The 25,511-nt window shown below is 60.1% G+C and carries 25 protein-coding genes; 16 read left to right on the top strand and 9 right to left on the bottom strand.

Translation table 11 applies throughout. From position 1 onward, the window contains the following. Positions 1–148: 148 nt before the first annotated feature. The 4 genes from rfbC (at position 149) to AC3IT6_RS01205 (ending at position 4,483) form a co-directional block, all read left to right on the top strand. A complete protein-coding gene (rfbC, locus tag AC3IT6_RS01220; RefSeq protein WP_489354033.1) occupies positions 149–694 on the top strand; it encodes a dTDP-4-dehydrorhamnose 3,5-epimerase in 546 nt (181 codons plus the stop codon). 93 nt (positions 695–787) lie between these two features. Beyond that, entirely contained in the window at positions 788–2,596 is a 1,809-nt protein-coding gene (locus AC3IT6_RS01215; protein ID WP_489354032.1) for a sensor histidine kinase, read from the top strand. Continuing rightward, entirely contained in the window at positions 2,593–3,987 is a 1,395-nt protein-coding gene (locus AC3IT6_RS01210) for a sigma-54-dependent transcriptional regulator (protein WP_489354031.1), read from the top strand. Before AC3IT6_RS01215 ends, AC3IT6_RS01210 begins: the two co-directional genes overlap by 4 nt. Before the next feature lie 40 nt (positions 3,988–4,027). Next, the gene (locus AC3IT6_RS01205) at positions 4,028–4,483 is read left to right on the top strand and encodes a YiiD C-terminal domain-containing protein (protein WP_008046584.1); all 456 of its coding nucleotides are present in this window, start codon (positions 4,028–4,030) and stop codon (positions 4,481–4,483) included. A 138-nt stretch (positions 4,484–4,621) separates the two neighbouring features. On the opposite strand, the gene cysQ is transcribed toward AC3IT6_RS01205, so the two are convergent. Together cysQ and nudE are read right to left on the bottom strand one after the other, a co-directional pair. Then, complete coding sequence (gene cysQ / locus AC3IT6_RS01200) at positions 4,622–5,449, bottom strand: 3'(2'),5'-bisphosphate nucleotidase CysQ (RefSeq protein WP_489354030.1); 828 nt, start codon at positions 5,447–5,449, stop codon at positions 4,622–4,624. After that, positions 5,446–6,012, bottom strand: coding sequence for an ADP compounds hydrolase NudE (gene nudE / locus AC3IT6_RS01195; RefSeq protein WP_056726899.1), 567 nt, complete (start codon positions 6,010–6,012; stop codon positions 5,446–5,448). The genes cysQ and nudE overlap by 4 nt, the downstream gene beginning before the upstream one ends. 88 nt (positions 6,013–6,100) lie before the next feature. Here nudE and yrfG point away from each other — a divergent pair, with 88 nt between their 5' ends. Further along, on the top strand, positions 6,101–6,763 hold the full coding sequence (gene yrfG / locus AC3IT6_RS01190; protein WP_489354029.1) for a GMP/IMP nucleotidase: 663 nt from the start codon (positions 6,101–6,103) through the stop codon (positions 6,761–6,763). A gap of 91 nt (positions 6,764–6,854) precedes the next feature. Here yrfG and lysM read toward each other — a convergent pair whose 3' ends face one another. Next, complete coding sequence (gene lysM, locus AC3IT6_RS01185) at positions 6,855–7,295, bottom strand: peptidoglycan-binding protein LysM (RefSeq protein ID WP_150726478.1); 441 nt, start codon at positions 7,293–7,295, stop codon at positions 6,855–6,857. A 128-nt stretch (positions 7,296–7,423) separates the two neighbouring features. Between lysM and AC3IT6_RS01180 the strand changes: the two genes are divergently transcribed. From AC3IT6_RS01180 to AC3IT6_RS01165, 4 genes are all read left to right on the top strand, one after another. After that, complete coding sequence (locus AC3IT6_RS01180; protein ID WP_489354028.1) at positions 7,424–8,311, top strand: LysR family transcriptional regulator; 888 nt, start codon at positions 7,424–7,426, stop codon at positions 8,309–8,311. Positions 8,312–8,403: 92 nt separating this feature from the next. Next, positions 8,404–9,258, top strand: coding sequence for a formate dehydrogenase accessory sulfurtransferase FdhD (gene fdhD, locus AC3IT6_RS01175; RefSeq protein ID WP_489354027.1), 855 nt, complete (start codon positions 8,404–8,406; stop codon positions 9,256–9,258). After that, on the top strand, positions 9,255–11,603 hold the full coding sequence (locus tag AC3IT6_RS01170) for an FdhF/YdeP family oxidoreductase (protein WP_489354026.1): 2,349 nt from the start codon (positions 9,255–9,257) through the stop codon (positions 11,601–11,603). Before fdhD ends, AC3IT6_RS01170 begins: the two co-directional genes overlap by 4 nt. Positions 11,604–11,958: 355 nt before the next feature. Continuing rightward, positions 11,959–12,450, top strand: coding sequence for a glycine zipper domain-containing protein (locus AC3IT6_RS01165; RefSeq protein ID WP_489354025.1), 492 nt, complete (start codon positions 11,959–11,961; stop codon positions 12,448–12,450). 66 nt (positions 12,451–12,516) lie between these two features. Here AC3IT6_RS01165 and AC3IT6_RS01160 read toward each other — a convergent pair whose 3' ends face one another. The 3 genes from AC3IT6_RS01160 to AC3IT6_RS01150 all read right to left on the bottom strand — a co-directional run bounded on the left by AC3IT6_RS01160 (position 12,517) and on the right by AC3IT6_RS01150 (position 16,413). Then, a complete protein-coding gene (locus AC3IT6_RS01160) occupies positions 12,517–12,939 on the bottom strand; it encodes an acyl-CoA thioesterase (RefSeq protein WP_489354024.1) in 423 nt (140 codons plus the stop codon). Between the two features lie 190 nt (positions 12,940–13,129). Continuing rightward, on the bottom strand, positions 13,130–14,356 hold the full coding sequence (locus AC3IT6_RS01155) for a 3-hydroxyacyl-CoA dehydrogenase (protein ID WP_489354023.1): 1,227 nt from the start codon (positions 14,354–14,356) through the stop codon (positions 13,130–13,132). Between the two features lie 131 nt (positions 14,357–14,487). Next, a complete protein-coding gene (locus AC3IT6_RS01150; protein ID WP_489354022.1) occupies positions 14,488–16,413 on the bottom strand; it encodes a RecQ family ATP-dependent DNA helicase in 1,926 nt (641 codons plus the stop codon). Positions 16,414–16,953: 540 nt separating this feature from the next. Between AC3IT6_RS01150 and AC3IT6_RS01145 the strand changes: the two genes are divergently transcribed. The 5 genes from AC3IT6_RS01145 to AC3IT6_RS01125 all read left to right on the top strand — a co-directional run bounded on the left by AC3IT6_RS01145 (position 16,954) and on the right by AC3IT6_RS01125 (position 20,295). Next, entirely contained in the window at positions 16,954–17,244 is a 291-nt protein-coding gene (locus tag AC3IT6_RS01145; protein ID WP_056726907.1) for a hypothetical protein, read from the top strand. A 434-nt stretch (positions 17,245–17,678) separates the two neighbouring features. Then, positions 17,679–17,975, top strand: a complete 297-nt coding sequence (locus tag AC3IT6_RS01140; protein ID WP_489354021.1) for a hypothetical protein — start codon at positions 17,679–17,681, stop codon at positions 17,973–17,975. A 204-nt stretch (positions 17,976–18,179) separates the two neighbouring features. Next, positions 18,180–18,671: a helix-turn-helix domain-containing protein gene (locus AC3IT6_RS01135; RefSeq protein WP_489354020.1), complete on the top strand. Its 492-nt coding sequence runs from the start codon at positions 18,180–18,182 to the stop codon at positions 18,669–18,671. Beyond that, the gene (locus AC3IT6_RS01130; RefSeq protein WP_489354019.1) at positions 18,668–19,945 is read left to right on the top strand and encodes a type II toxin-antitoxin system HipA family toxin; all 1,278 of its coding nucleotides are present in this window, start codon (positions 18,668–18,670) and stop codon (positions 19,943–19,945) included. Before AC3IT6_RS01135 ends, AC3IT6_RS01130 begins: the two co-directional genes overlap by 4 nt. After that, positions 19,942–20,295 (top strand): DUF1493 family protein, encoded by a 354-nt coding sequence (locus AC3IT6_RS01125; RefSeq protein ID WP_489354018.1) that lies wholly within the window; start codon positions 19,942–19,944, stop codon positions 20,293–20,295. Before AC3IT6_RS01130 ends, AC3IT6_RS01125 begins: the two co-directional genes overlap by 4 nt. Before the next feature lie 96 nt (positions 20,296–20,391). Here AC3IT6_RS01125 and AC3IT6_RS01120 read toward each other — a convergent pair whose 3' ends face one another. The 3 genes from AC3IT6_RS01120 to AC3IT6_RS01110 form a co-directional block, all read right to left on the bottom strand. Then, positions 20,392–21,933: a phosphoenolpyruvate carboxykinase gene (locus AC3IT6_RS01120; protein ID WP_223541933.1), complete on the bottom strand. Its 1,542-nt coding sequence runs from the start codon at positions 21,931–21,933 to the stop codon at positions 20,392–20,394. Positions 21,934–22,113: 180 nt separating this feature from the next. Next, complete coding sequence (hslO, locus tag AC3IT6_RS01115) at positions 22,114–23,016, bottom strand: Hsp33 family molecular chaperone HslO (RefSeq protein WP_150726443.1); 903 nt, start codon at positions 23,014–23,016, stop codon at positions 22,114–22,116. 363 nt (positions 23,017–23,379) lie between these two features. Further along, complete coding sequence (locus AC3IT6_RS01110; RefSeq protein ID WP_150726444.1) at positions 23,380–23,787, bottom strand: RNA-binding S4 domain-containing protein; 408 nt, start codon at positions 23,785–23,787, stop codon at positions 23,380–23,382. Between the two features lie 216 nt (positions 23,788–24,003). On the opposite strand from AC3IT6_RS01110, the gene rimB reads away from it, so the two are divergent. Together rimB and rimK are read left to right on the top strand one after the other, a co-directional pair. Next, the gene (gene rimB, locus AC3IT6_RS01105; protein WP_150726445.1) at positions 24,004–24,483 is read left to right on the top strand and encodes a retropepsin-like aspartic endopeptidase RimB; all 480 of its coding nucleotides are present in this window, start codon (positions 24,004–24,006) and stop codon (positions 24,481–24,483) included. Continuing rightward, positions 24,480–25,385 carry a 30S ribosomal protein S6--L-glutamate ligase gene (gene rimK, locus AC3IT6_RS01100; protein WP_007972871.1) on the top strand — a complete coding sequence of 302 codons (906 nt, stop codon included), beginning with the start codon at positions 24,480–24,482 and terminating at the stop codon, positions 25,383–25,385. Before rimB ends, rimK begins: the two co-directional genes overlap by 4 nt. The last annotated feature ends 126 nt before the right edge of the window (positions 25,386–25,511 follow it).

Here is a 25,511-nt window from a genome sequence, read left to right as displayed (position 1 = left end):
CTATATCGCCACTGGTTCGGGCGATACGCAACCCCCCGGAAGCCGGTATGAGGGCATTTGTGGGAGCGGGCTTTGTTCTGGTACTCGCCTCGGTCGGCACTTTGCGCAAGAATGGCGGCCATTAAACGCACACTGCTGGAGAGCCACCATGAATGTAGTGACCACCGACCTGCCCGGTGTTCTGATCCTCGAACCCAAGGTCTTTGGTGACGAACGTGGTTTCTTCTACGAGAGCTTCAACGCCAGGGCTTTCAAAGAGGCCACCGGACTGGACACTGAATTCGTTCAAGACAATCACTCCCGTTCGCTGAAGGGCGTGCTGCGCGGTCTGCATTACCAACTGGAAAATACCCAGGGAAAACTGGTTCGCGTCACGGTCGGTGAAGTGCTGGACGTCGCCGTAGACATCCGCCGCAGCTCACCGCACTTCGGTAAATGGGTCGCTGTGCGCCTGTCTGCCGCCAATCATCGCCAGCTCTGGGTCCCGGAAGGCTTCGCCCACGGGTTCGTCGTATTGAGCGAATTTGCCGAGTTCCTTTACAAAACCACCGACTACTACACGCCATCGGCCGAGCGCAGCATTCGCTGGGACGACCCGGACCTGGCCATCGACTGGCAACTGGAAGGCACGCCGCAGCTGTCGGCGAAAGATCAGGCCGGAGTATTTTTCAAGGACGCCGACGTCTTTGCCTGATAGGCCGACTGAAGCTCGCCGATCAAGATGCAGCTGACCCAAGGCGGGCAAGCCTAGGCATAATGCGCCTGTACCCACAGGCGCATGCTGCTCATGAAACCGACTCTTCCCCCCAGACCCCGTTGGCGCAGCCTGGCCCTGCTGGCACTGTGCCTGGCGCCGTTGCTGTGGCCGCTGGAGCATCTCGCCGAGCGTTACTACCGCAGCGAGCTGGCCAGTCAGAATCGTCAGACCCTCGACCTCTACGTCGCCAACCTTCTGGGTACCCTGCACCGCTATGAAGTGCTGCCGCAGATCCTCGGCGACCTGCCGGCCTTGCGTGCCGTTCTCGGCGCACCGGACGATGGCGTCACCCAAGGCAACGCCAACCGCCTGCTGAAAAACATCGCCACCCAGACCGGTGCCGAAGTCATGTACCTGATGGACGCCACCGGCAAGACCCTGGCCGCCTCCAACTGGGACAAACACGACAGCTTTGTCGGGCGCAACTTTTCTTTCCGGCCGTATTTCAGCGAAGCCATGGCCGGGCGGCTTGGGCGTTTTTTCGGCCTGGGCACAACCTCCGCCAAACGCGGTTACTTCTTCGCCGCCGGCGTGCGCGCCGGCGAAAAAATCGTCGGCGTGCTGGTGGTCAAGGTCGACCTCGACCACACCGAAAGCCTGTGGGGCAAAACCCCGGAACAACTGCTGCTGACCGACCACAACGGCGTGGTCATTCTCACCTCGCGACCGGAGTGGCGATTCCGCTCGACCCGCCCGTTGAGCGAGGACGAAAGCAAAGCCATCACGGCGATCCAGCCCTATCCAACCCGCGATCCAAAACCGCTGAAGCTAGATCCCAATGCCTGGCTGACCCAGACCCAGCAGATCGCCGAAACCGGCTGGGACGTCAGCATCCTCGCCCCGCGCACCTTGATCGACCGTCCGGTGCGCACGGTGGTGGCCATCGGTGGTGCAACGCTGCTGGTGTTGATGCTGCTGCTTGGCCTGATGATGCAGCGCCGTCGCCATTACCTCGAACGCATCGCTTTCGAAGCCAAGGCCCGCCGTGAGCTGGAAGGCCGGGTCGCCGAGCGCACCAGCGATCTCGAAGGCCTGAACCGGCGTCTGAAACAGGAAGTGCTGGAACGCGAACAGGCCCAGCAGGAGCTGGTCCGCGCCCAGGATGATCTGGTGCAGGCCGGCAAATTGTCGGCGCTGGGCACCATGTCGGCGAGCATCAGCCACGAACTCAATCAGCCGCTGGCAGCAATTCGCAGCTACGCGGAAAACGCCGAAGTGTTGCTCGATCACCAGCGCACCGACGATGCCCGCGGCAACCTCAAGCTGATCAGCGAATTGACCGGGCGCATGGCCTCGATCATCGCCCACCTGCGCGCCTTTGCCCGGCGCGATCGGCATGCTCCGGAAAGCGTCGCCCTGCAACCGGCGCTGGACGATGCCCTGGCCCTGCTGGCCAAGCGTCGACGCAGCATGGAAGTCGAGTTGATCCGCGACTTGCCCGCCGCCACCCTGTGGGTCGAGGCCGGGGAAACCCGCCTGCGCCAGGTACTCGGCAATCTGCTGGCCAACGCCCTGGATGCCCTGACGGAAAAAGGCCCGCCACGTAAACTCTGGCTGAGTGCCCAATCCACGGCCGATGGCGTCAACCTGTACATTCGCGACAATGGCCCCGGCTTTTGCATGGAAGCCCTTGGGCGCGCCAGCGAGCCGTTCTACACCACCAAGACCCGCACCCAGGGCCTCGGTTTGGGGCTGGCGATTTGCGAAACCCTGATGCGCGCCTTCGGCGGTGAACTGTCGTTCGCCAACCACAAGGAGGGCGGCGCCCTGATTACCCTGAAGCTGCGCGCAGGCGCACCGGGCGTGAGCCTGCAACCGTCCGAGGACCGAAGTGCATGACCATCGACAACCGCATTCAGGTCGTGTTGATCGACGACGATCCCCACTTGCGCCAGGCCTTGAGCCAGACGCTGGATCTGGCCGGCCTGAAAATCCTGCCACTGGCCGAAGCCAAGGGCCTGGCCGCGCAACTGGAGCGCGACTGGCCAGGGGTGGTGGTCAGCGACATCCGCATGCCCGGCATGGACGGCCTGGAACTGTTGACCGAACTGCACGCCCAGGACCCTGAGCTACCGGTGCTGTTGATCACCGGCCACGGCGATGTGCCGCTGGCGGTGCAGGCCATGCGTGCCGGGGCCTATGACTTTCTGGAAAAACCCTTCGCCAGCGACGCCCTGCTCGACAGCGTGCGCCGCGCATTGGCCCTGCGCCGTTTGGTGCTGGACAACCGCAGCCTGCGGTTGGCCTTGAGCGACCGCAACGAGTTGAGTACGCGGCTGGTTGGCCACTCACCTTCGATGCTGCGCCTGCGCGAGCAGATCGGTGCACTGGCGGCGACCAGGGCCGACGTGCTGATCCTCGGCGAAACCGGCGCAGGCAAAGAAGTCGTGGCCCGGGCGCTGCATGATTTATCAAGCCGTCGCAACGGTCCGTTCGTGGCGATCAACGCCGGTGCCCTGGCCGAATCAGTGGTCGAAAGCGAACTGTTCGGCCACGAGCCCGGCGCCTTCACCGGCGCGCAGAAACGTCGCATCGGCAAGTTCGAATTCGCCAATGGCGGCACGCTGTTCCTCGATGAAATCGAAAGCATGAGCCTGGATGTGCAGGTCAAATTGCTGCGCTTGCTGCAAGAGCGAGTGGTCGAACGCCTGGGCGGTAATCAACTGATCCCGCTGGACATCCGCATCATCGCCGCCACCAAGGAAGACCTGCGTCAGGCGGCGGATCAAGGGCGTTTCCGTGCCGACCTGTATTACCGCCTGAACGTCGCGCCGCTACGGATTCCACCGCTGCGCGAACGGGGCGAAGATGCGCTGATGCTGTTCCAGCATTTTGCCGATGAAGCCAGTGCCCGCCACGGTTTGCCGCCCCATGAACTGCAACCGGGGCAACGTGCCTTGCTGCTGCGCCACACCTGGCCTGGCAACGTGCGCGAGCTGCAAAATGCCGCCGAGCGTTTTGCCCTCGGGCTGGAACTGGAACTCGACCACAGCACGCCGGATGGCGGCACTGGCAACAGGGTCGAAGTCGTCAGCGGCGGTTTGAGCGAGCAAGTGGAGAACTTCGAAAAAACCCTCATCGCCGCCGAACTGGCACGTTCACACAGCTCTGTGCGCAGCGTCGCCGAAGCCCTCGGCATTCCGCGCAAGACCCTGCACGACAAACTGCGCAAGCACGGTCTGAGTTTCACCGACAGTGGTGCCTCGGCCCACCCTGACGATCTCGACTGAGCTACCGTCCAATCATCCACTTCAAGCCAGAGGCCCCTGAATGAGCCGCGACAGTCGACAACTGGAATCCGTTCTTCATCACGACATTCCCCTCACCCGGGACATGGGCCTCAAAGTGCTCGACTGGCATGACCAGCAACTGCGCCTGTACTTGCCGCTGGAAGCCAACGTCAACCACAAGAGCACCATGTTCGGTGGCAGCCTGTATTGCGGCGCGGTCCTGGCCGGTTGGGGCTGGCTGCATTTGCGCCTCAAGGAAGAAGGCATTACCGACGGGCACATCGTGATTCAGGAAGGGCAGATCAGCTATCCGCTGCCGGTGACGGGGGATGCCAACGCCATTTGCCAGGCGCCGGACCCGGTGATCTGGAAGAAATTTTTGACCACCTTCCAGCGATACAGCCGGGCGCGGTTGACGCTGCATACGCGGGTCGTCAATGAAGGCCGTGATGAGGATGCGGTGAGGTTTGTCGGGCAGTACGTGTTGCACCGCTAAACCAGGGCCACCGCAAAACCTGTGGGAGCGAGCTTGCTCGCGATGGGGTCGTCAAAGCCAACATTGAGTTGCCTGACACACTGCCATCGCGAGTAAACTCGCTCCCACAAGGATTTGCATCAGCGCTCGGGAACGATCTTATGCGCGTGCCAATTCCAACAACTTCTCCCGCCACGCCGCCTTCGCCGGCAACGCCAGAAAGAACGCGTTCAACAGCGACTCCCGCGCTGGATAGCTGAACGGCTCACCGCTCAACTCCAGCACCTCACCGCCTGCGCCTTCCAGCACACCTTGCGCCGCTGCCGTGTCCCACTGCGAAGTCGGTGCCAGACGCGGATAGCAATCCGCCGCCCCTTCGGCCAGCAGGCAAAACTTCAGCGAACTGCCGATACTGGCCAGTTGCAGCTCGCCAAGGCTGGCGCTCAACCCGGCCAGCAAACGTTCCTGCTCCGGGCTCGAATGACGACGGCTGGCCACCACGGTGAACGACTCGCCGGGCGCTAACGCATCACGTACCTTGATCGCCACGGGCGTGCCACCTTTATCGCCACGCCAGGCGCCAAGTCCCGCACCACCGACGTAAAAACGCCCGTTGGTCGGCATCGACACCACACCGAACACCACCCGACCGTTTTCGATCAAGGCGATGTTGACGGTGAATTCTTCGCTGCCGCTGATGAATTCCTTGGTGCCATCCAGCGGATCGACCAGCCACCAGCGCTGCCATCCGGCACGCACGTCCTGGGGAATGTTGGCGTCTTCCTCGGAGAGCACCGGGATGCTCGGATCGAGCGCCGTCAGCCCGGCCAGTATCACGTGGTGAGCGGCCAGGTCGGCTGCGGTCACCGGCGAATCATCAGTCTTTGCCGTGACGGCAGTACCTGTGCGCCAGAACGGCAGGATCGCATCACCGGCCTGCAAGGCCAGTTCAATCACCGGCGCCATCAACGGATGCGGGAAATTCATGGCTGGAACGCTCCGCGCTGAGTCAACAGGTCTCGGGCCAGGTACAGCGCCGCCAAGGCACGGCCTTCGGTAAATTGCGGGTTTTGCGCCAGCGCCGAAAGCTCACGCAGATTGACCTTGTCCACTCGCATCGGCTCTGGCTCGTCGCCTTCCAGACGCTCTTCGTAGAGGTCGGTAGCCAGCACCACTTGAATCTTCTGGCTCATGTAACCGGGAGACAGCGACAACTCGGTCAGGTGCTCCAGTTGCCGCGCGCCAAAACCGGCCTCTTCCTTGAGCTCGCGCTCGGCTGCCGCCAGCACGTCTTCACCCGGCTCGATCAAACCCTTGGGCAATGACATTTCATAGGCATCCGTGCCGCCGCAATACTCCTCGACCAGCACCGCATGCTCGGCATCGAGCATCGCCACGATCATCACCGCGCCGTACCCGGCACCCTTGCCGACCAGGCGTTCATACGTGCGCTCCACGCCGTTGGAAAAGCGCAGCTTCATCTCTTCCACGCAGAACAATCGACTGGTGGCGACAATTTCGCGGGCGAGTATGGTGGGTTTCTGGCGCATGCAAAGCTCCTTGGCGTGAACGCGCTACTATAACGCGGCTTTCCCGATTGTTTACGCCAGAAATCTTTCTACTGCCCGAGACGTTGCCATGCCTTCATTACCCTGGTCCGACATCGATACCGTTCTGCTGGACATGGACGGTACGCTGCTGGACCTGCATTTCGACAATCACTTCTGGATGGAGCACCTGCCCCAGCGTTACGCCGAACTGCACGGGGTCAGCCGGGCCATGGCCGAGATGGAATTGCAGCCGTTGTTCGAGCGTAATGCCGGCCAGTTGCAGTGGTACTGCCTGGACTTCTGGAGCGCCGAACTGAAGCTGTCGGTGCGCGACCTGAAACTGGAAACCGCGCATCTGATCGCCCTGCGCCCGGATGCCGACACCTTTCTGGCGGCGATCAAACGGGCCGGCAAGCGCGTGGTGCTGATCACCAACGCCCATCGGGATGCGCTGTCGTTGAAGCTGGAAAAAATCGAGCTGGCGCCCTACTTCGAACGCTTGATCAGTTCCCATGACTACGGCTACCCCAAGGAAAACCCGCAATTCTGGGATGCGCTGCAAGCGGATATCGATTTCGATCCGGCGCGCAGCCTGTTCATCGACGACACCTTGCCGATCCTGCGCAGTGCACGGGACTTTGGCGTGGCACATTTGTTGGCCGTGCGCGAGCCGGATAGCCGCAAGGGGCCGAAGGATACGGCGGAGTTTGCGGCGGTCGGGGATTATCGGGATTTGATTGCGGGGCTCTAGACCGAGTTGCCTGCTTCGCGAGCAAGCCCGCTCCCACATTTGATTGTGGGAGCGGGCTTGCTCGCGAAGGCCATCACTCGGATTGGGGGTGTTACTCAGGAATCCGCAACGACTGCCCCGGATAGATCTTGTCCGGGTGCGACAGCATTGGTTTGTTGGCTTCAAAAATCTTGTTGTACTGGTTGGCACTGCCATACACAGCCAGGGATATGGCGCTGAGGGTGTCGCCCTTTTTCACGACCACGAAGCGCGCGGCAGCAACGACAGGCCCGGTCACGGTAATCTGATCATCCACACTGCCAACCCCGGCGATATTGCCCACCGCCAGCAGGATCTTTTCCTTCTCTTCCTGGCTCGCCACTTCGCCGGTCACCGTGACCTTGTCGCCATCGACCGTCGCCTGCACATTCGGGTTACCCAAGCCGACCTTGCTGATGTGCGCCTTCAATTGCTCACTGGCATTGGCGTTGCCTGGCGTCAGCAAATCCAGCAATTTTTCGCCTGCTTCCTTCACAAAGCTCAAAAGACTCATGGTGCACTCTCCTTGGGTTTCGGGTTCCAGACGTCAAAGCCTAGACCACGGTCGTCACCTGCGAATCCAACCCGACCAATGACCCCGCTTGCGATAGAATCCGCACCTTCCCAACCCCTGGAGCGCAGATGGACATCAAGCAGCTGAAATTCCTCATCGCGCTCGACGAAACCCGCCATTTCGGCCAGGCCGCCGCACGCTGCCACATCACTCAGCCGACCCTGTCCATGCGCCTGCGCAGCCTCGAAGAAGAACTTGACCTGCCGCTGGTCAATCGCGGCCAGCGCTTCGAAGGCTTCACCGCGCCGGGCGAGCGTGTGCTGGCCTGGGCGCGCACCGTACTGGCGGCCTACGACGGCCTATACGCCGAGGCGGCCGCCTGTCGCGGCAGTCTGGTCGGTACGTTGCGGCTGGGCATGGTGCCGCTGTCGAGCTTCGATCCGCTGCCGCTGCTGCAACGCCTGCACGGGGAGCATCCGAACCTGCGTTTCGAACTCTCGGCACTGAGTTCCGAGCAGATCCTCGAACAGCTGGCGAACAATCGCCTGGACCTCGGTGTTTCCTACCTGGAACGCCTCGACACCGAACATTTCGACTCCCTGGCCTTCAGCGAAACCCGCATGGGCCTGCTCTACGACCAACGCTTCTTCACCTTTGGCGAGGCGCCGCTGAGCTGGGAATCCTTGATCGAACTGCCACTGGGCATGCTCACCAGCGGCATGCACTTTCGCCAATCCATCGACCATAACTTCCACAGCCGTGGCCTCACCCCACAACCGTTGTTGCAGACCGACGCCGTCCATCAACTGTTACAAGCGGTGCACGGCGGCCTGTGTTGCGCCGTGATGCCATTGGAAGGTGGCCTCGAAGGGCTGACCGAACACTTGCGCCTGCAACCGATCGAAAACGCCCAGACCCTCGGCCGACTGGGGCTGATCATGCGTCGCAGCGCGCCACGCTCGGCCTTGGCTGAGGCCTGTTTCGCGATCTATCAACAATCATTGATCGGCGCTTGATCGACGGCATCTATCGGTAGATCAGTAATAGCGATTAGACGCGACAACTTGCCGCGCCTAGTCTTAAAGCTGATCAATCCGTCGGTGATGCCATGAACACCAAGCGCCCAGCCTGCGCGGCGCCTGCCCTCGAAACGCCCGCACCCGCCGCCAGCCAGACTTACAGCTACTGCAATCTGCGTCGTACCGAAACGGATAGCGCCGAATCGGCCAGCACCGCGCTGGCCGAGGAAGTTGCGTTGGCGATTGCCTATAACGGCATCAGCCAGGCGGTCATGCTGGTAACGCCCACGGACCTGGAAGATTTCATCGTCGGCTTCAGCCTGGGCAGCGGCATCATCCAGGACGCCACGGACATCTACGACCTGCAACTCAGCGGCTCGGGTTCGGCGCAATACGCGCAAGTGACCATCGCCAACCGCGCGTTCTGGAACCTCAAGCAGCAGCGTCGGCAGCTGGCCGGGACCAGCGGTTGCGGGTTGTGCGGCGTGGAAGCGCTCGAGCAGGCGTTGCCGGACCTTCAGGTATTGCCCGGCGCCCCGTTGCCGCCGGTCGAATGGCTTAATGGCCTGCGCGAGCGCATCGGCGCCTTCCAGCCCTTGGGCCAACATTGCGGTGCGGTGCATGCCGCGGTGTTCATGAATGACAAAGGTGAGTTGTTGCTCGGCCGCGAAGATATCGGCCGGCACAACGCCCTCGACAAACTGATAGGCGGATTGATCCGCCAGAAGATCCCGACCGCAGGCGGCCTGGCGATTGTCACCAGCCGCTGCAGCCTCGAATTGATCCAGAAAGTCTTGCGCGCCGGCATCCAGACCCTGGTCAGCCTGTCGTCGCCCACGGGCCTGGCCGTGCAATGGGCCCGTCGCCACAACCTCAATCTCATCCATCTGCCACAGAAGAATGCACCGCGGGTCTACAGCCCAACGTTGGAGAATCAAGCGTGAGTCAACACCGTCAAGCCGATCAGAAACCCGTCCCTCGCTTCAAGCCCTACAAAGGCCCGGCCGGTGGCTGGGGGGCACTGATCAGCGTGGCCCAGGCCTGGTTGACCAGCGACAACGCGCTGAAAAACTTGCGCATAATGCTCAAGACCAACCAGAACGGTGGCTTCGACTGCCCGGGTTGCGCCTGGGGCGATTCTCCGGAAAAAGGCATGGTGATGTTCTGCGAGAACGGCGCCAAGGCGGTGAACTGGGAGGCGACCAAACGTCGTGTCGATGCCAAGTTCTTCGCCAAACACAGCGTCACGTCCTTGCTGGAGCAAAGCGACTATTGGCTCGAATATCAGGGCCGCCTGACCGAGCCGATGAGCTATGACGCCGAGACCGACCGCTACAAGCCGATCAGCTGGGACGACGCATTCGCCCTGATCGCCAAACACCTGAACGGCCTGTCGAGCCCGGATCAGGCCGAGTTCTACACCTCGGGCCGGGCCAGCAACGAAGCGGCGTACCTCTATCAGCTGTTCGTGCGCGCCTACGGCACCAACAACTTCCCTGACTGCTCGAACATGTGCCACGAGGCCAGCGGTGTCGCGATGTCGCAAAGCGTCGGGGTCGGCAAAGGCACCGTGACCTTCGACGACTTCGAACACGCCGATGCGATTTTCGTCTGGGGCCAGAACCCCGGCACCAACCACCCGCGAATGCTCGAACCGCTGCGCGAAGCGGTGAAGCGCGGCGCTCAAGTGGTGTGCATCAACCCGCTCAAGGAGCGTGGCCTGGAGCGCTTCCAGCATCCGCAGCACGCGATCGAAATGCTCACCAACGGCGACAAGCCGACCAACACCGCGTTCTTCCGCCCGGCCCTGGGCGGCGACATGGCGATCATGCGCGGCATGGCGAAATTCCTCCTGCTGTGGGAGCGCGACGCACAGAAAACCGGTGCCCCGGCGGTGTTCGACCACGACTTCCTCAACGAGCACAGCGTCAACGTGCTGGATTATCTGGCCGTCATCGACAACACCCCGTGGGAACAGATCGTCGAGCAGTCCGGCCTGAGCCTGGTGGAAATCGAGCAAGCGGCGCGCATGTACGCCAAAGGCAAGAACGTCATCATGTGCTGGGCCATGGGCATCACCCAACACCGCCATTCGGTGGCGACCATCCAGGAAATCGCCAACCTGATGCTGCTGCGCGGCAACATCGGCCGGCCGGGTGCCGGCCTGTGTCCGGTGCGTGGCCACAGCAACGTGCAGGGCGACCGGACCATGGGCATCAACGAATGCCCTCCTGTTGCATTCCTCGATGCCCTGGAGCGTCGCTTCCGGTTCAAGGTGCCACGCGACAACGGCCACAACGTGGTCGAGGCGATTCATGCGATGGCTGAAGGCCGGGCGAAAGTTTTCATCGGTCTGGGCGGCAATTTCGCGCAAGCCACGCCGGACAGCCCGCGCACGTTCCAGGCCCTGCGAAACTGCGACCTGACCGTACAGATCAGCACCAAGCTCAACCGCAGCCATTTGACCCACGGCAAGGACGCGCTGATCCTGCCGTGCCTGGGCCGCACCGACATCGATATCCAGACCCAAGGCCCGCAAGCGATAACCGTCGAAGACTCGTTCAGCATGGTCCACGCCTCCAACGGACAGCTGCAGCCGCTGTCGAACCAGATGCGCTCGGAACCGGCGATCCTGGCCGGCATTGCTGCCGCGACCCTGGGCAGCCACCCGGTGGACTGGAACTGGATGGTGGCCGACTACAGCCGCATCCGCGACCTGATCGCCGAGACCATTCCCGGCTTCAAGGACTTCAACGAGAAGATCAAGAACCCTGGCGGTTTCTACCTGGGCAACAGTGCCGGTGCACGCAAGTGGAGCACCGCTTCGGGCCGGGCCAATTTCCGCTCGAACGCACTGCCCAAAGACCTGGTGCACGAACGCACCCGCGCTACCGGTGTGCTGCCAGACCTGATCATGCAATCGATGCGTTCCCACGATCAGTACAACACCACCATTTATGGCCTCAACGACCGTTATCGCGGTGTGAAGGGGCAGCGGGATGTGTTGTTCGTCAACGAAGCCGACATCATTCGCCTGGGCTTCAAGCCGGGGCAAAAGGCCGACGTTGTTTCCCTTTGGGACGATGGCGTGGAACGTCGGGTAAAAGGCTTCACGCTGCTGGCGTTTGATATCCCGGCCGGGCAAGCGGCGGCCTACTATCCGGAAGTGAACCCGTTGGTGCCGCTGGAAAGCACCGGCGATGGCAGCCATACGCCGACATCGAAGTTCGTGGCGATCCGGTTGGAAGCGGCGAGTGAGACCGGGCTGATCATGGCCAGGTCTGCTTAATGTGTTGTCTGAACTGGCCCCATCGCGAGCAAGCCCGCTCCCACATTGAATCACTTCCGTACGCAAAACTTGTGTTCGCTGAAGATCATATGTGGGAGCGGGCTTGCTCGCGAATACGGTAGATCAAACAACAAACTATCCGGACCCTGCACTTTCCTTTCGCCCACAAAAAAGGCCGTTTCCTCATGAAAACGGCCTTTGCGAAGTAGTAAAAGACCGGCAAAAAAACGTTAAGTTCCGCCCAAAAAACAGTAACTTGCAATATTGTATACAGGTCGTGTTATTCGTCGGATTTCGATTGTCACGCCCATTCCAGAGCCTCAGGATCGCGCCGTCATCCCCTTGAGGTTCCTCCATGAAGTTCTCCTCGATTCTCTTGTTGTCCCTTGGCCTGGTCAGCGGTATCGCGTCTGCTGGCGGCACCACCGAAGCCGGTGTAGGCGGCGCATTGGGCGGGGTTTTAGGCTCGGTCGTCGGTCAATCGTTAGGCGGCAGTACAGGTTCCACCATCGGCGCAGCCCTGGGTGGCGCGGGTGGTAGCGCCGTCGGCGCAAACAAACACAGCCGTGGCGAAGCAGCCCTTGGCGGTGCGCTGGGTGCAGCGGGCGGTAACGTGGTCGGCCGCAACATGGGCGGCACCACTGGCAGCCTGATCGGCGCTGCAGCAGGCGGCGGCGCCGGTGGCGCGCTGGGTAACTACATGGGCAAAGAGTACGATAATGATGACGACGATGATCGTCGTTCGTATCGCGGCCATGGTGATCGCCGTTACTACCGTGACGGCCATCCGGGCCGTGGTCATGCCTATGGCCATCGCAAGAAGCACCACAAGTACTACCGCGACTAAGGCCTCGAGCGCCTCGCCGGTAAGTACAACAAAAATCGCAGCCCAAGGGCTGCGATTTTTTTTGCCTTACTGAACCACCAGACGCTCCAGCGCCCCGCGCACCCCAGCAGGAATCGCCACAGGCTGATTTGACGCACGATCGACAAACACATGCACGAAGCGCCCCGCCGCGCAGGCTTCATCTCCCCCTTGCTTGAACACGGCCAGTTCGTATTGCACCGAGCTGTTGCCCAACTTGCCCACCCGCAGACCGATCTCGATCCGGTCCGGGAAGGCAATGGAAGCAAAGTAATCACAGGCCGAGCTCACCACGAACCCCACCACCTCACCAACATGGATATCCAGGCCGCCGACTTCGATCAGGTAAGTGTTCACGGCCGTATCGAAGAAGCTGTAGTAGGTAACGTTGTTGACGTGACCGTAGGTGTCGTTGTCGTGCCAGCGGGTGGTGATGGGCTGGAAGTGGGGGTAGTCGGTGCGTTGGGGCATTGGCGTTGATTCCTGGAGTTGGTTCGCCAAGTCTAAGGCGAAAACCGCGTTATCGTTCTTCGCGAGCAAGCCCGCTCCCACAATTGATCTTCGGTGAACACAGATTTTGTGTACGACCGATATCCAATGTGGGAGCGGGCTTGCTCCGGGCGGCGATCCGACGAAGGCGCCCTTGCAGGCGCCACAACAATCACTTGTCAGCAAAGCCCTTGCCAGCCGCCGCCAACTCGCCAATCACCCGCGCCGGTTGCCAGTGATCGCCCTGACGCGTCTCAAGGTCCATCAAGCGCCGGTGAATGTCCGCCAACCCTTGCTGATCCGCCCACGCCATCGGGCCGCCCTTGTCCGCCGGGAAACCGTAACCGTTGAGGTAGACCAGATCGATATCGTGAGCCGACCCGGCGATGCCTTCCTGCAGGATCTTCGCGCCTTCGTTGACCAGTGCCAGCAAGCAGCGCTCGAGAATTTCTTCTGGGCCAATCTCGCGGCGATGGAACCCTAGCCCTTCGCTGACCTCCAGCACCAGCGCATCCACCAGTGGATCATGTTCGGCCTGACGACTGCCCGGTTCATAGTGATAAAAGCCGTTGCCACTCTTCTGGCCGAAACGTCCCTGCTCACACAAACGGTTATCCACCTGAACTTGCGGCGCATCCTGCCCGATACCGGATAACTGGCGCGCGCGCCATTGCAGGTCGACGCCCACCACATCGAACATGCGGAACGGCCCCATGGCAAAACCGAAGCCTTGCAGCGCTGCGTCCACCTGATACGGATAAGCGCCTTCCAGCAGCATTTTTCGCGCTTCGAGCACATAGGTATTGAGCATGCGGTTGCCGATGAAACCGTCGCAATTGCCCGACACCACACTGACCTTGCCCATGCGCTGGCCGAGCGCCAGTGCCGCGTCGAGCACCGCCGGCGCCGTCTGTGCACCACGGACGATTTCCAGCAGCTTCATGATGTGCGCCGGGCTGAAGAAGTGCAGGCCCAGTACTTGTTGCGGACGGCGTGTGACCGCAGCAATGGCGTCGATATCCAGCGCCGAGGTATTGCTGGCCAGAATGGCTTCGGGTTTGAGCAGGTCATCGAGCTCGCGGAAGATTTTCTGCTTGAGCTCAAGATTTTCGTACACCGCTTCGATGACCAGGTCGACATCGCGGATGGCCGCATAACCCTCTGCCGCCGTAACGCGCGCAACACGGGCATCGGCTTCGCTCTGGTCAATGCGGCCCTGGCGCACGCTGTGGGCGTAGGTGTCCGCTACGGTGGCCAGCGCTTGCTCCAGCATTTGCGGATTATTGTCGACCCACTGCACGGCCACTCCGGCGTTGGCCAGGCACATGACAATGCCACGGCCCATGGTGCCCGCGCCGATGACGGCGGCGCGCTGAATATTCGACGGTGTCTGGCTCATGTTTTGTTCTCTTGTTGGCGATCCGAAGACAGCCATCACCATAGTCAGCCACCGGGGTTTTTTGAAATTTATTCCTGTGATGAGCAACATTCAGCGGATGGATGTAGCACTGCCAGGCACTGAAATTCCTGTCAGACACGGCTCAGCCACTCCCGCACCTCGGCATACGGATAATCCTCCAGCGCCGCAAACCCCGAAATCGTCCGGGCCTTGAGCTTGGTGAACAACGGCCCACTGATCCCACACAAAAACCGTGTCACCCGCTCAGCCGAAGGCACGCCGCCCGTGTGTTGCTCATGCCGGCGGATAAATTCGCCACACAACGACTCGAAGTCTCGATCCACAAGTGCCGGCAACTCCGGTGGTGCCGGTAGCCGCGCCACTTGCCCATGACACACCGAACAATGCCCGCATTGCTGCGGGGCATTGTGGTCACCGAAATACTCGGCCAGGCGATAACCCAGGCAACGGTCGGTGGCGAACAGGTCCAGCATCGCGTGAATCCGCGCGACCTCGGTGCGCTCATGCCGAGTGAAACAGCCGTGCAGCTCCTCGCTCAATGCGACGTTGTCGAACCCGCTTTGCAGCACGCTGTAGACCTCGGTCATCTGCTTGCTTTCCAGCTCCACCCAGCCCTTCTCCTGGAAGTAATCCAGTGCCTTGACCACCCGACTGCGCTCGGCCTGATGCTGCTCGTACAACGCCTCGAAATTCACCGTGGCCCAGGTCCGCGCACGGCTGGAGGTCTGGATGATCGCAGCGACAAAGTCCCTGCGCTCGCCTTCGAAACGCGCCAATAGCGCCTCGGGTTCCTGCACATACTTGAAACGGTACTCGGCGTAGTACGCGTAGCGCGGGGCGATCAGCCCGCGCAATTCGAGCTGCACCAGCAAGGTCTTGAGCGGCAACTGGCGAATATTGCTCTGATCGGCCAATGGCCCCAGCAGAAACTCCCACTGCCCTTCAGTTGCCGCGGCTTGCATCTCGTCAAGCACGCAACGGATGCCATCCAGCTCGGGCGTGTCGCCGTAGACGAAATTCTCCAGCACGTTGAGGCTGTCGCGGTTGGCCAACACCAGGCAGTCCGACGGCTGCCCGTCACGCCCGGCGCGGCCGATTTCCTGGCTGTAGTTTTCGATGGATTTGGGCAGGTCGAAATGCACCACGTTGCGGATGTCACTCTTATCGATGCCCATGCCGAAAGCGATGGTGGCGACGATGCAATTGGACTGCCCGCCCATGAAGCGACGCTGGATCGCTTCCCGTTGCTCATGGGGCAACCCGGCGTGATAAGCCTCGGCCTGAATGCCGTTGCGGTTCAGGTGTTCGGCGATGTGCTCGGCAGTTTTTTGCAAGGTGACATAGACGATGCTCGGCTGGTCCGGACGCTGGCTCATCCATTCGACAAGACGTCGGCGCTTGTCCGCTCCGCGAACCGGCTCCACCAGCAAATTGAGGTTCGGGCGATAGAAACCGGTGGTCACCACATCGTCGGCGGCGATGGCGAATTTCGCCTGCATGTCGGCGATGACCCTGGGCGTCGCCGTTGCGGTCAGCAGCAACACCTGCGGGATGTTGAACTGGCGTTGATAGTCGGGAAGCTTGAGGTAGTCCGGGCGAAAGTTATGCCCCCATTCGGAAATGCAGTGCGCCTCGTCCACCACCAGCAACGAGATCGGTACTTGCTGCAAAAAATGCCGGAAGCGCTCGTTCTTCAGGCGTTCCACGGAGATCATCAAAATTTTCAGTTCGCCGGATTTTGCCCGGGCCATGACGTCGCTGGCGTCATCGCGGCTCTGCGCCGAATCGATACTGCCCGCCGAGATGCCATGGCGTTGCAAGAACGCCAGTTGATCCTGCATCAACGCCAGTAAGGGCGAGACCACCAGCGTCAGGTGCGGCAGCAACAGCGCCGACAATTGGTAGCAAAGGGATTTGCCGGAACCGGTGGGGAAAATCGCCGCCGCTGAACGCCCGGCCAGCACGGCACTGACGGCCGCCTCCTGACCGGGTCGAAATTGTGGATAACCGAAAACCTGTTCCAGGGTGTTGTGCATAAGCTGTCACTCCGTTGACCGCTGCGGAGTCAAAAGCCTGGCCGGCGATCGCAGCGAGTCGAGAAAAGGTCAGGGGCAAAAACGATAGGGGATGATACAGCGGATGATTCAAAGGGCTTGAGGAATCGGGTAACTGGCAGATCGCTTTCGCGAGCAGGCTCGCTCCCACATTTGATCTTCAGCGCACAGGGTTCTGATGCTCACACATAGACCAGTGTGGGAGCGAGCCTGCTCGGGAAGAGGCCAGCACACCCACCGCAAAATTCGAAATACCCGACATTGTCCGAGGCCCCCTCTACCGGGATTTACTGCGAAGCGGCTGAAAACGCTGTAAGCATTTTTACCTCTCGCCATTCCACGTTGAAAACCCAGCACCAACGTGTAGTCCCCTTCCTCAAAATATGACAAAACCCTTACAAAGCCTGTCGATCTCAGCCGTCTTGTCCCGTAACGCCATACCCTCCTATAGTTTCCAGCGCGGCTGAAAACAGTGTCTCGGCCTGCCGGGAACACTCGCCGATTTCGCACAGGACCCACTCAATGAAAAACCCCGACTCACTGACAACCCGCTACCACCCACTCAAGACCCGCTACAGCGAAACCCCGGTGCTGGTCATCGATACCGAGGCCGACCCCTTCGAGATCCTCGACGCCGCCCGACAACGCATCCACGCCGCCAGCGACCTGCTCGAAACCCTCTATTGCATGTGCTTCAAACAGGCCAATGCCAGCGACATCCCCAAGATCGTCAGCGCGCTGTACCTGCTGACCCAGGACGGCAATGACCTGCTCGACATCGCCCGACAGCGCTTGCCGAAACTCACCGGCTGAAAAACACCACAACCGCCTGTGGGAGCGAGCCTGCTCGCGAAGAACGATAACGCGGCCCCCCAGAGGACGTACACATTCTGGACATTACGCTGTGGATAACTCCGTCAGCAACGACCTATGGAAGCTTCGGCAAGGTCCTACAAAACAAGACAACTTGTCGGCTATCGCCAGCCAGTGGCTCGAACATATAGTCCGGACTGTCGCTGCCAAATCAGCGATCAGGTTTGGTCACCTGAGAACAACGCACATAGTTGTGCCATCATTCGCGCCGCGGACATCTATGTCCTCGCAGTGCATTGTCATGGCGACTGTGTGCGGGACGCCTTCGGGCGAGCCGAGTTGTTGTTCTCGGTTGACCAAGCCTGCGCACAGTCCGCCTCCCATCGTTTGGTCACGGTGCTGGCGGTTAATTAACAACAAACCGAGTACATGCCATGTCAACTCTGAACCCGTTTCCAAATCGCTACCGCCCACTCCACACCAACCTCACCGACACCCCGGCCCTGATCATCGACACAGAGGCCAACCCGCAAGACATCCTCGAAGCCGCCCTCCAGCGCATCCGGGCCTCCAGCGACTTGCTGCAAACCCTGCACTGCCAATGCTTCAAACACGGCGACCTCGAAGACATCCCGCACATCACCCACGCGCTCTACCTGCTGACCCAGGACGGCTGCGACCTGCTCAAGGTCGCCCAGCAACGCATGCTCAACTGGAAAGCCCCAGTCTGACGCCATTCACCAGAGTGCTAAAGTGGAATTATTCTGGCTGTTTCAATATAAAACAGCTGGAATAATGCCAGTTAACATACCTTCCTTAAGGAAATCAGCGTCACGAGAATGGTGTCTTTTTCAATGTCCCAATCGCAGCTCACCTTTTCCTTTAAGTGCTATTATTCTGGCAGTTATAGCGTCTTAATGAAGGAATATTGGCACATGGCCAAGAAGACAGCTCCACTCTTGCCCGCTGCTTCCAGACTACTTTCCGAGTTCGGCGAGCGACTGAAACTCGCTCGCCTACGCCGCAAACTCACCGCTAAACAAGTCGCTGAGAGAGCGGGCATGTCACTGACAACCTTGCGCTCCCTGGAATCAGGTGGCTCAGGGGTGACCATCGGAGCCTACCTGTCTGTCATGCAAGTTCTAGGTCTGGAAAAAGACTTGAGCAAACTCGCGGCAACCGATGAGGTGGGCCGTCAACTGCAGGACGCACAACTGAAATCCAGGACCACCTCCACCGCAGGCTCAAGCCAGCGACCACGCAGAACGAGTGCCGTGAGAAAAAATGCTCCAATACCTGAAAAAGGCACTGGAGTGATTGAAAGTGCCACCACAGCAGATCTATCCGCTGACTACCCCTTCAACACCCACTCACTTTCCAATCTGTTGACCAAGAAAAAAACCAAGCCCGCGACAGGTGAGAAATGACGCAGATTGCGGTGTATGCCGATTGGGAATCCTTGAATGGGCCCAGACGTCTCGGTTTCCTGCATGCCCGAAACGCCCGCTCCACAGAAGTCTTCGAGTTTGAGTACGACAAGGCTGCACTGGCAGATCCCGAGTTGAACTTCACACCCCTGGACCCTCGAATCGGGCTCTATGAAGGTCGTCAGTTCCCGGGGCAACATCAAAGCCGGTTTGGCGTGTTCGCTGATTCAAGCCCGGATCGGTGGGGCCAGTTACTGATGAAGCGACGACTGGAACGCGATATCCGCGACGGCTTGGCTGCCAAAGGCAGCAAGCTCCACGAGTCAGATTTCCTGTTAGGCGTACATGACCTCTATCGGGTCGGTGCAATCCGCTACAAGCTCAATGACCAAGGCAACTTTCTCGATGATCGTGATGGCGTGGCCGCTCCACCGTTCATTGAGCTGCGGGCGTTGGAACAAGCAAGCCGAGCTCTGGAAAACGATCCGGACAACACCTCACTCGATGGCCGCGAGTGGCTGAGAATGCTGATCGCACCTGGAGGCTCACTGGGTGGCGCCCGCCCCAAGGCCAGCGTTGCAGACGAGCACGGTCACTTGTGGATTGCCAAGTTCCCCAGCACCCGCGATGACTATGACATTGGCGCTTGGGAACTGGTGGTGAATGCCTTGGCCAATCATTGTGGCCTGCGAGTCGCGACCGGTATCGCCCGACGCTATGCCAGTGATCATCACTGCTTCATGGTCAAGCGCTTCGATCGCACTGAACGGGGTGGCCGACTGCACTTTGCCTCAGGCATGACCATGACTGATCGCGTTGACGGTGACGATGCCTCAGTCGGCGCGAGCTACCTTGAGTTAGCCGAAGTGCTCATGGAACACGGCTCGCAAACCAACGCTGACCTTCGAGAGTTGTGGTCTCGGATTGTGTTCAACATCCTGGTCTCCAACAGCGACGATCACCTGCGTAACCATGGCTTTATCCTTGATCCGGGTCGGGGATGGCGATTGTCTGCCGCCTATGACATGAACCCGGTGGCGCACGCAGACGGCTTGAAGCTCAACATCACAGATACCGATAACGCACTGGATCTGGAGCTGGCCCGGGAAGTGGCAGAGTATTTTCGGGTCGGTCGTGCGGATGCAGAAAACATCATCGACAGCTTCAAAGAAGTTGTCAGCCAATGGCCAACGCTAGCGGGGGCTTTGGGGCTATCGAAACGTGAGCAGGATAATATGGCGCCTGCATTTCGATTAGCGGAGCCTACGCAATGAACCTCGCCCCCAACCTCCCCGACGACCACTTGATGCAGCAACTCATGCAACTGCTGCATGAAGAACTCGGTTTCCCCGAACGCAAAACCATCAGCCTCACCACCTCGATCAACTTCGATCTGGGCTGCAACGGTGTAGACGCCCGGCATTTGATCGAAACCCTGGAAGACCACTTCGCCATAGATTTCGTGGATTTCGACAGCTATCGCTATTTCCAGCCCGACGGCTTTGACGTGAATCTAAAGCGAAAAGCCAAGGGTCGCGGCGACAAGGTGCCATTGACCCTCGACATGCTCTACCGGGCTATCAAGGCCCAACGCTGGGACACGGATGAGCTAGAGGGCCTGTAACGGCCCGACGCATTCTGACTTGCCCGCGAAAAACTGAATTTTGCGCACAAAAAAGCCGCCCCGAGGGGCGGCTTCTTCGTTAGCTCAATCCAACACTTACAGCTTTGGACCCGCAGCCTTGATCGCGTCGCTCACTTCGAACTTCTTGAAGTTCTCGATGAACAGGCCGGCCAGTGCTTTGGCGGCTTCGTCGTAGGATGGCTTGTCAGCCCAGGTGTTGCGTGGGTTCAGCAGGCCAGTCTCAACGCCCGGTACGGCCACTGGCACGTCGAGGTTGATGGTGTCCAGGTGCTCAGTCTCGGCACCGATCAGCGCGCCGCTCTGGATCGCTGCGATCACGGCACGAGTGGTCGGGATGTTGAAGCGTTTGCCGACGCCGTAGCCACCACCGGTCCAGCCGGTGTTGACTAGGTAGACCTTGGAACCGAAGCCGCGGATGCGCTTGATCAGCAGCTCAGCGTATTCGCCGGCCGGACGCGGGAAGAACGGTGCACCGAAGCAGGTGGAGAAGGTCGACTTGATGCCGCTGCCCGAACCCATTTCGGTCGAACCGACCAGAGCGGTGTAACCGGACAGGAAGTGGTAAGCCGCTTGTTCTTCGTTGAGGATCGACACTGGCGGCAGCACGCCGGTCAGGTCGCAGGTCAGGAAGATCACAGCGTTCGGCTCGCCACCGAGGTTCTTCTCGGAGCGCTTGGCAACGTGCTCCAGCGGGTAAGCGGCGCGGCTGTTCTGGGTCAGGCTGACATCGGCGTAGTCGGCGTGCTTGGCGTCGTCGATAACGACGTTTTCCAATACCGCACCGTGCTTGATGGCTTTCCAGATAACCGGCTCGTTCTTCTCGGACAGGTCGATGCACTTGGCATAGCAACCGCCTTCGATGTTGAACACAACGCCTTCGCCCCAGCCGTGCTCGTCGTCACCAATCAGGTAACGGCTTTCGTCGGCCGACAGGGTGGTTTTACCAGTGCCGGACAGACCGAAGAACAGGGTCACGTCGCCTTCTTCGCCGATGTTGGCGGCGCAGTGCATTGGCAGTACGTCGGCAGCCGGCAGCAGGAAGTTCTGCACCGAGAACATGGCTTTCTTCATTTCACCGGCGTAACGCATGCCGGCGATCAGCACTTTCTTCTGTGCGAAGTTGAGGATCACGCAGCCGTCGGAGTTGGTGCCGTCACGCTCTGGCACGCACTCGAAGTTGGCAACGTTGAGCACTTGCCACTCGTCACGACCCGCCGGGTTGTACTGAGCCGGGTTGATGAACAGGCAACGGCCGAACAGGTTCTGCCAGGCAGTCTGGGTGGTCATCTTCACGGCCAGATAGTGCTCGGAAGCCGCACCTACATGCACGTGGGAAACGAAATGCTCTTGCGCGTTGTTGAATGCCTCAACGCGAGCCCACAGGGCGTCGAACTTGTCGGCCGGGAACTTGCGGTTGATCGGGCCCCAGGCGATGGCGGCCTGGGTGCTTGGCTCTTCAACGATGAAACGATCGACTGGCGAACGGCCGGTACGGTGACCGGTACGAACAACCAGTGCGCCGGTATCGGCAAGCTCGCCTTCACCGCGGTTGAGGGCTTCTTTAACCAGATCATCAACACTCAGATCGGTGTACACGGCATTGTTGGCTTGCGTCATGAGGTTCCCCGTCGGCCAGTGGCCGAGTGCTCCAAACGTTTTTGTAGTAGAAAGTCGTGCACTACTACCGCGAAAAAAGTGGGCCGGATTATGCCAGAAAAGCCCAAAAAGAGTAGGCCCCTCCTGTCGTAACGGCATTAATCCGGCGGCAGCCAGTGAATTTACCTGCGCTGAACCGTTTTAGTGACGAGTATCTGACGGCGTCTCGATACCCGCGCCGGCGAACAATTGAGTGACATCGGCGGCGTCAAACAGGTAGCGCTGGTTGCAGAACTGGCAATCGATTTCGATGTTGCCACCGTGTTCGACCACCAATTGCTGCGCGTCTTCCATACCCAGACTGACCAGCGCATTGGCCGAACGTTCGCGCGAGCAGCTGCAACGGAAGCGCAGCTTCTGCACATCGAACAGACGCACCTGCTCGTCGTGGTACAGGCGATGCAGCACGGTTTCATTGTCCAGGCTCAACAGCTCGTCGGCGGTCAGCGTACCGCCCAGCGTGGTGATGTGCTGCCAGCTGGCGGCACGCTCGTCTTCGTCTTTCAAACGGTCCGCAGGCAGTTGTTGCAGCAACAGGCCACGGGCGCGACGACCATCGGCGCAGAGCTTGATGCGGGTGCCAATCTGCTGGGACATGACGAAGTAGTTGGTGAAGCAGTCGGACAACGTTTCGCCATCCAGGTCGACGACGCCCTGGTAGCGCTGACCCCGTTTCGGGTCGACGGTCAACGTCAGCGAGCCATCCGGCATCAAGTCAGCCAGGGTAGCGTCGGGAGCAATCCGGTCCGCCTCGTAACGGGCCAGGCCACGGATCTCGCGCTCGCTGGAGCACTCGATCATCAGCAGCGGGATAGGGCCTTCGGAGCGTGCCTGCAGAATCAGCAAGCCATCGAACTTCAACGTGCCGACCAGCAACGATGCGGCCGCCATCAGCTCGCCGAGCAGTTGCGCGACCGGCTGCGGGTAGGCGTGTTTGGCCAGGACTTCGGCGTAGCTGAGCTCCAACGAGACCAGTTCGCCACGGGTGTCGCTGTCATCGAAGATGAAGCGTTGGGTGAAGTCGTTATCCGCGTGATCGGTCATAGGTCTGGGTATCTGAATTAGTGAAAAAGGTTACAGGAAACAAGAAATTTACCCTGCGCCACCCCTCGGGTGCGCAACGTTCAGCCATGAAAGGCATTTTATGAACAATCCGGGCCTGATCCAAGCAAGGTGGAACAAGCGCTGATGGGTTTTGGGTCGTTTCCCGCCCTGCACTGCCGGCAATGTGGTTATGGCCTACAGGTCAGAGACTGTGTGTGATTTTCGACGAGCGGCGATATCGTCCATGCGATGCACTGCTGGCGAAGCACAGATATGGATGCGCAAAGGGTCAATTGCAAGTCTTGGCCTTAAGACGTGGTGAGGCCGGGCGAGTGCGCGGCAATCGCCCGAGAAATATCTGAATTAGTCGTCGTTACTGCTGCCACGAAACTTGAACAAATCCCGCCGCTGTTTCTTGCTCGGCTTACCGTCAGTGCTTACGCCCAGGGCTCCGGCTTTTCTTTGTGCCGCGGCCTCTTCGCGCTTGGCGATGCTGGCCAGGGTTTCGGCATACAAGGATTGCGCCTCCGGGGCGCCGCGACGAACGATCGACAGTGCCAGGACCACCACCGTGCGCTCCTCGAATCCGGTGCGAATCACGAACTCATCGCCGATTCGTGGCTCTTTACCCGGCTTGCAACGTTCGCCCCGGCAATGCACCTTGCCGCTTTCAATCGCCGCCTTGGCCAAGGCGCGGGTTTTGTAGAATCGTGCAGCCCATAACCATTTATCGAGGCGGACTTTGTCGTCCTCTTCGTTTTTTTGTGCCATGGAATTTCCTCATTCTGAAATATTGGTGAACTGTACTACCGTTTCTGTCGTACCAAGAATTACTCCGTCCCGGACTACAATGCTGACATTCCATAACCTCCTTGCGAGACTGGAAATCCGGGCTGTAGATATCTGTCGCCTTTTAACCATTATTCTGCGTGAATACCGCGAATTTGGCCGCCTGCGGCCACTGCGGTTTCTACCGGTTGAGCAATTTTGAAGACATTTGACCATTTGACCGTTGTCGGTCTGCGCGAGTGGGTGGCGCTCCCTGATTTGGGAGTCGCCGGCCTTCGGGCAAAAATCGACACCGGCGCCAGCACCTCCAGCCTGCATGCCACCGACATCGAGACATTTGACCGGGACGGTGAGCAGTGGGTGCGCTTCACGGCGCACCTGGGCACGGTGGTTCAGTTGCGTCACCGGCGCTGCGAAGCACCGCTGGTGACGAGGAAAACCATTAAAAGCTCAAACGGTCACGCGCAGGTGCGATACGTGATCAGCACCACCCTGGCCCTTGGTGATCGGGTCTGGCGGGTCGAGTTCACGCTCGCCTGCCGCAAGTCCATGCGTTATCGCCTGCTGCTCGGTTCCAAAGCCCTGATCCACGGCCAGTTGGTGGTCAATCCGGGCATCAAGTATGTACAAGACAAGCCGGTGTTCCCGGTATCTACCTCCTCCACAGGTGTTGCATGAAGATCGCTGTGCTGTCGCGGAATCCGCGTCTGTATTCCACCCGTCGTCTGGTCGAAGCCGGTACCGAGCGTGGCCATGAAATGGTGGTGGTCGACACCTTGCGCGCCTACATGAACATCGCCAGCCACAAGCCGCAGATCCACTACCGCGGCAAACCGCTGGAAGGCTTCGATGCGGTGATTCCACGGATCGGCGCATCCGTGACCTTTTATGGCTGTGCAGTGCTGCGCCAGTTCGAAATGATGGGGGTATTCCCGCTCAACGAATCGGTGGCCATTGCCCGTTCGCGGGACAAGCTGCGTTCGCTGCAGTTGTTGTCCCGTCGCGGGATCGGTTTGCCGGTGACCGGGTTTGCCCACTCCCCCGATGACATTCCCGACCTGATCGAAATGGTCAACGGCGCGCCGTTGGTGATCAAGGTGCTGGAAGGCACCCAAGGCATCGGCGTGGTGCTGTGCGAAACCGCCACGGCGGCAGAATCGGTGATCGAGGCGTTCATGGGCCTCAAGCAGAACATCATGGTTCAGGAGTACATCAAGGAAGCCGGTGGTGCGGACATTCGCTGCTTCGTCGTCGGCGACAAGGTGATTGCAGCGATGAAGCGCCAGGCCAAGCCCGGCGAGTTTCGCTCCAACCTGCATCGCGGCGGCAGCGCGAGCCTGATCAAGATCACGCCGGAAGAACGCATGACGGCGTTGCGTGCGGCGAAGGTCATGGGGCTGGCGGTGGCAGGTGTCGACATCCTGCGCTCCAATCACGGGCCGCTGGTGATGGAAGTGAACTCGTCGCCGGGTCTTGAGGGGATTGAGACCACCACCGGGAAGAATGTGGCGGGGATCATCATCGAGCATCTGGAGAAGAATGGCGGGCCGAATATGACGCGGACCAAAGGGAAGGGTTAAACCTCAAGCTTTGTGGCGGCAGGGATGCCGCCTTCGCGAGCAAGCCCGCTCCCACAGTGATCTTCAGTGGACATAAAATTTGTGTTCAACACGATCATTGTGGGAGCGGGCTTGCTCGCGAAGAGG

This window comes from Pseudomonas sp. KH_017, assembly GCF_057840285.1.
The sequence above is the reverse complement of the archived record's forward strand: the minus strand, read 5'-3'. Positions and strand labels throughout refer to the sequence as shown.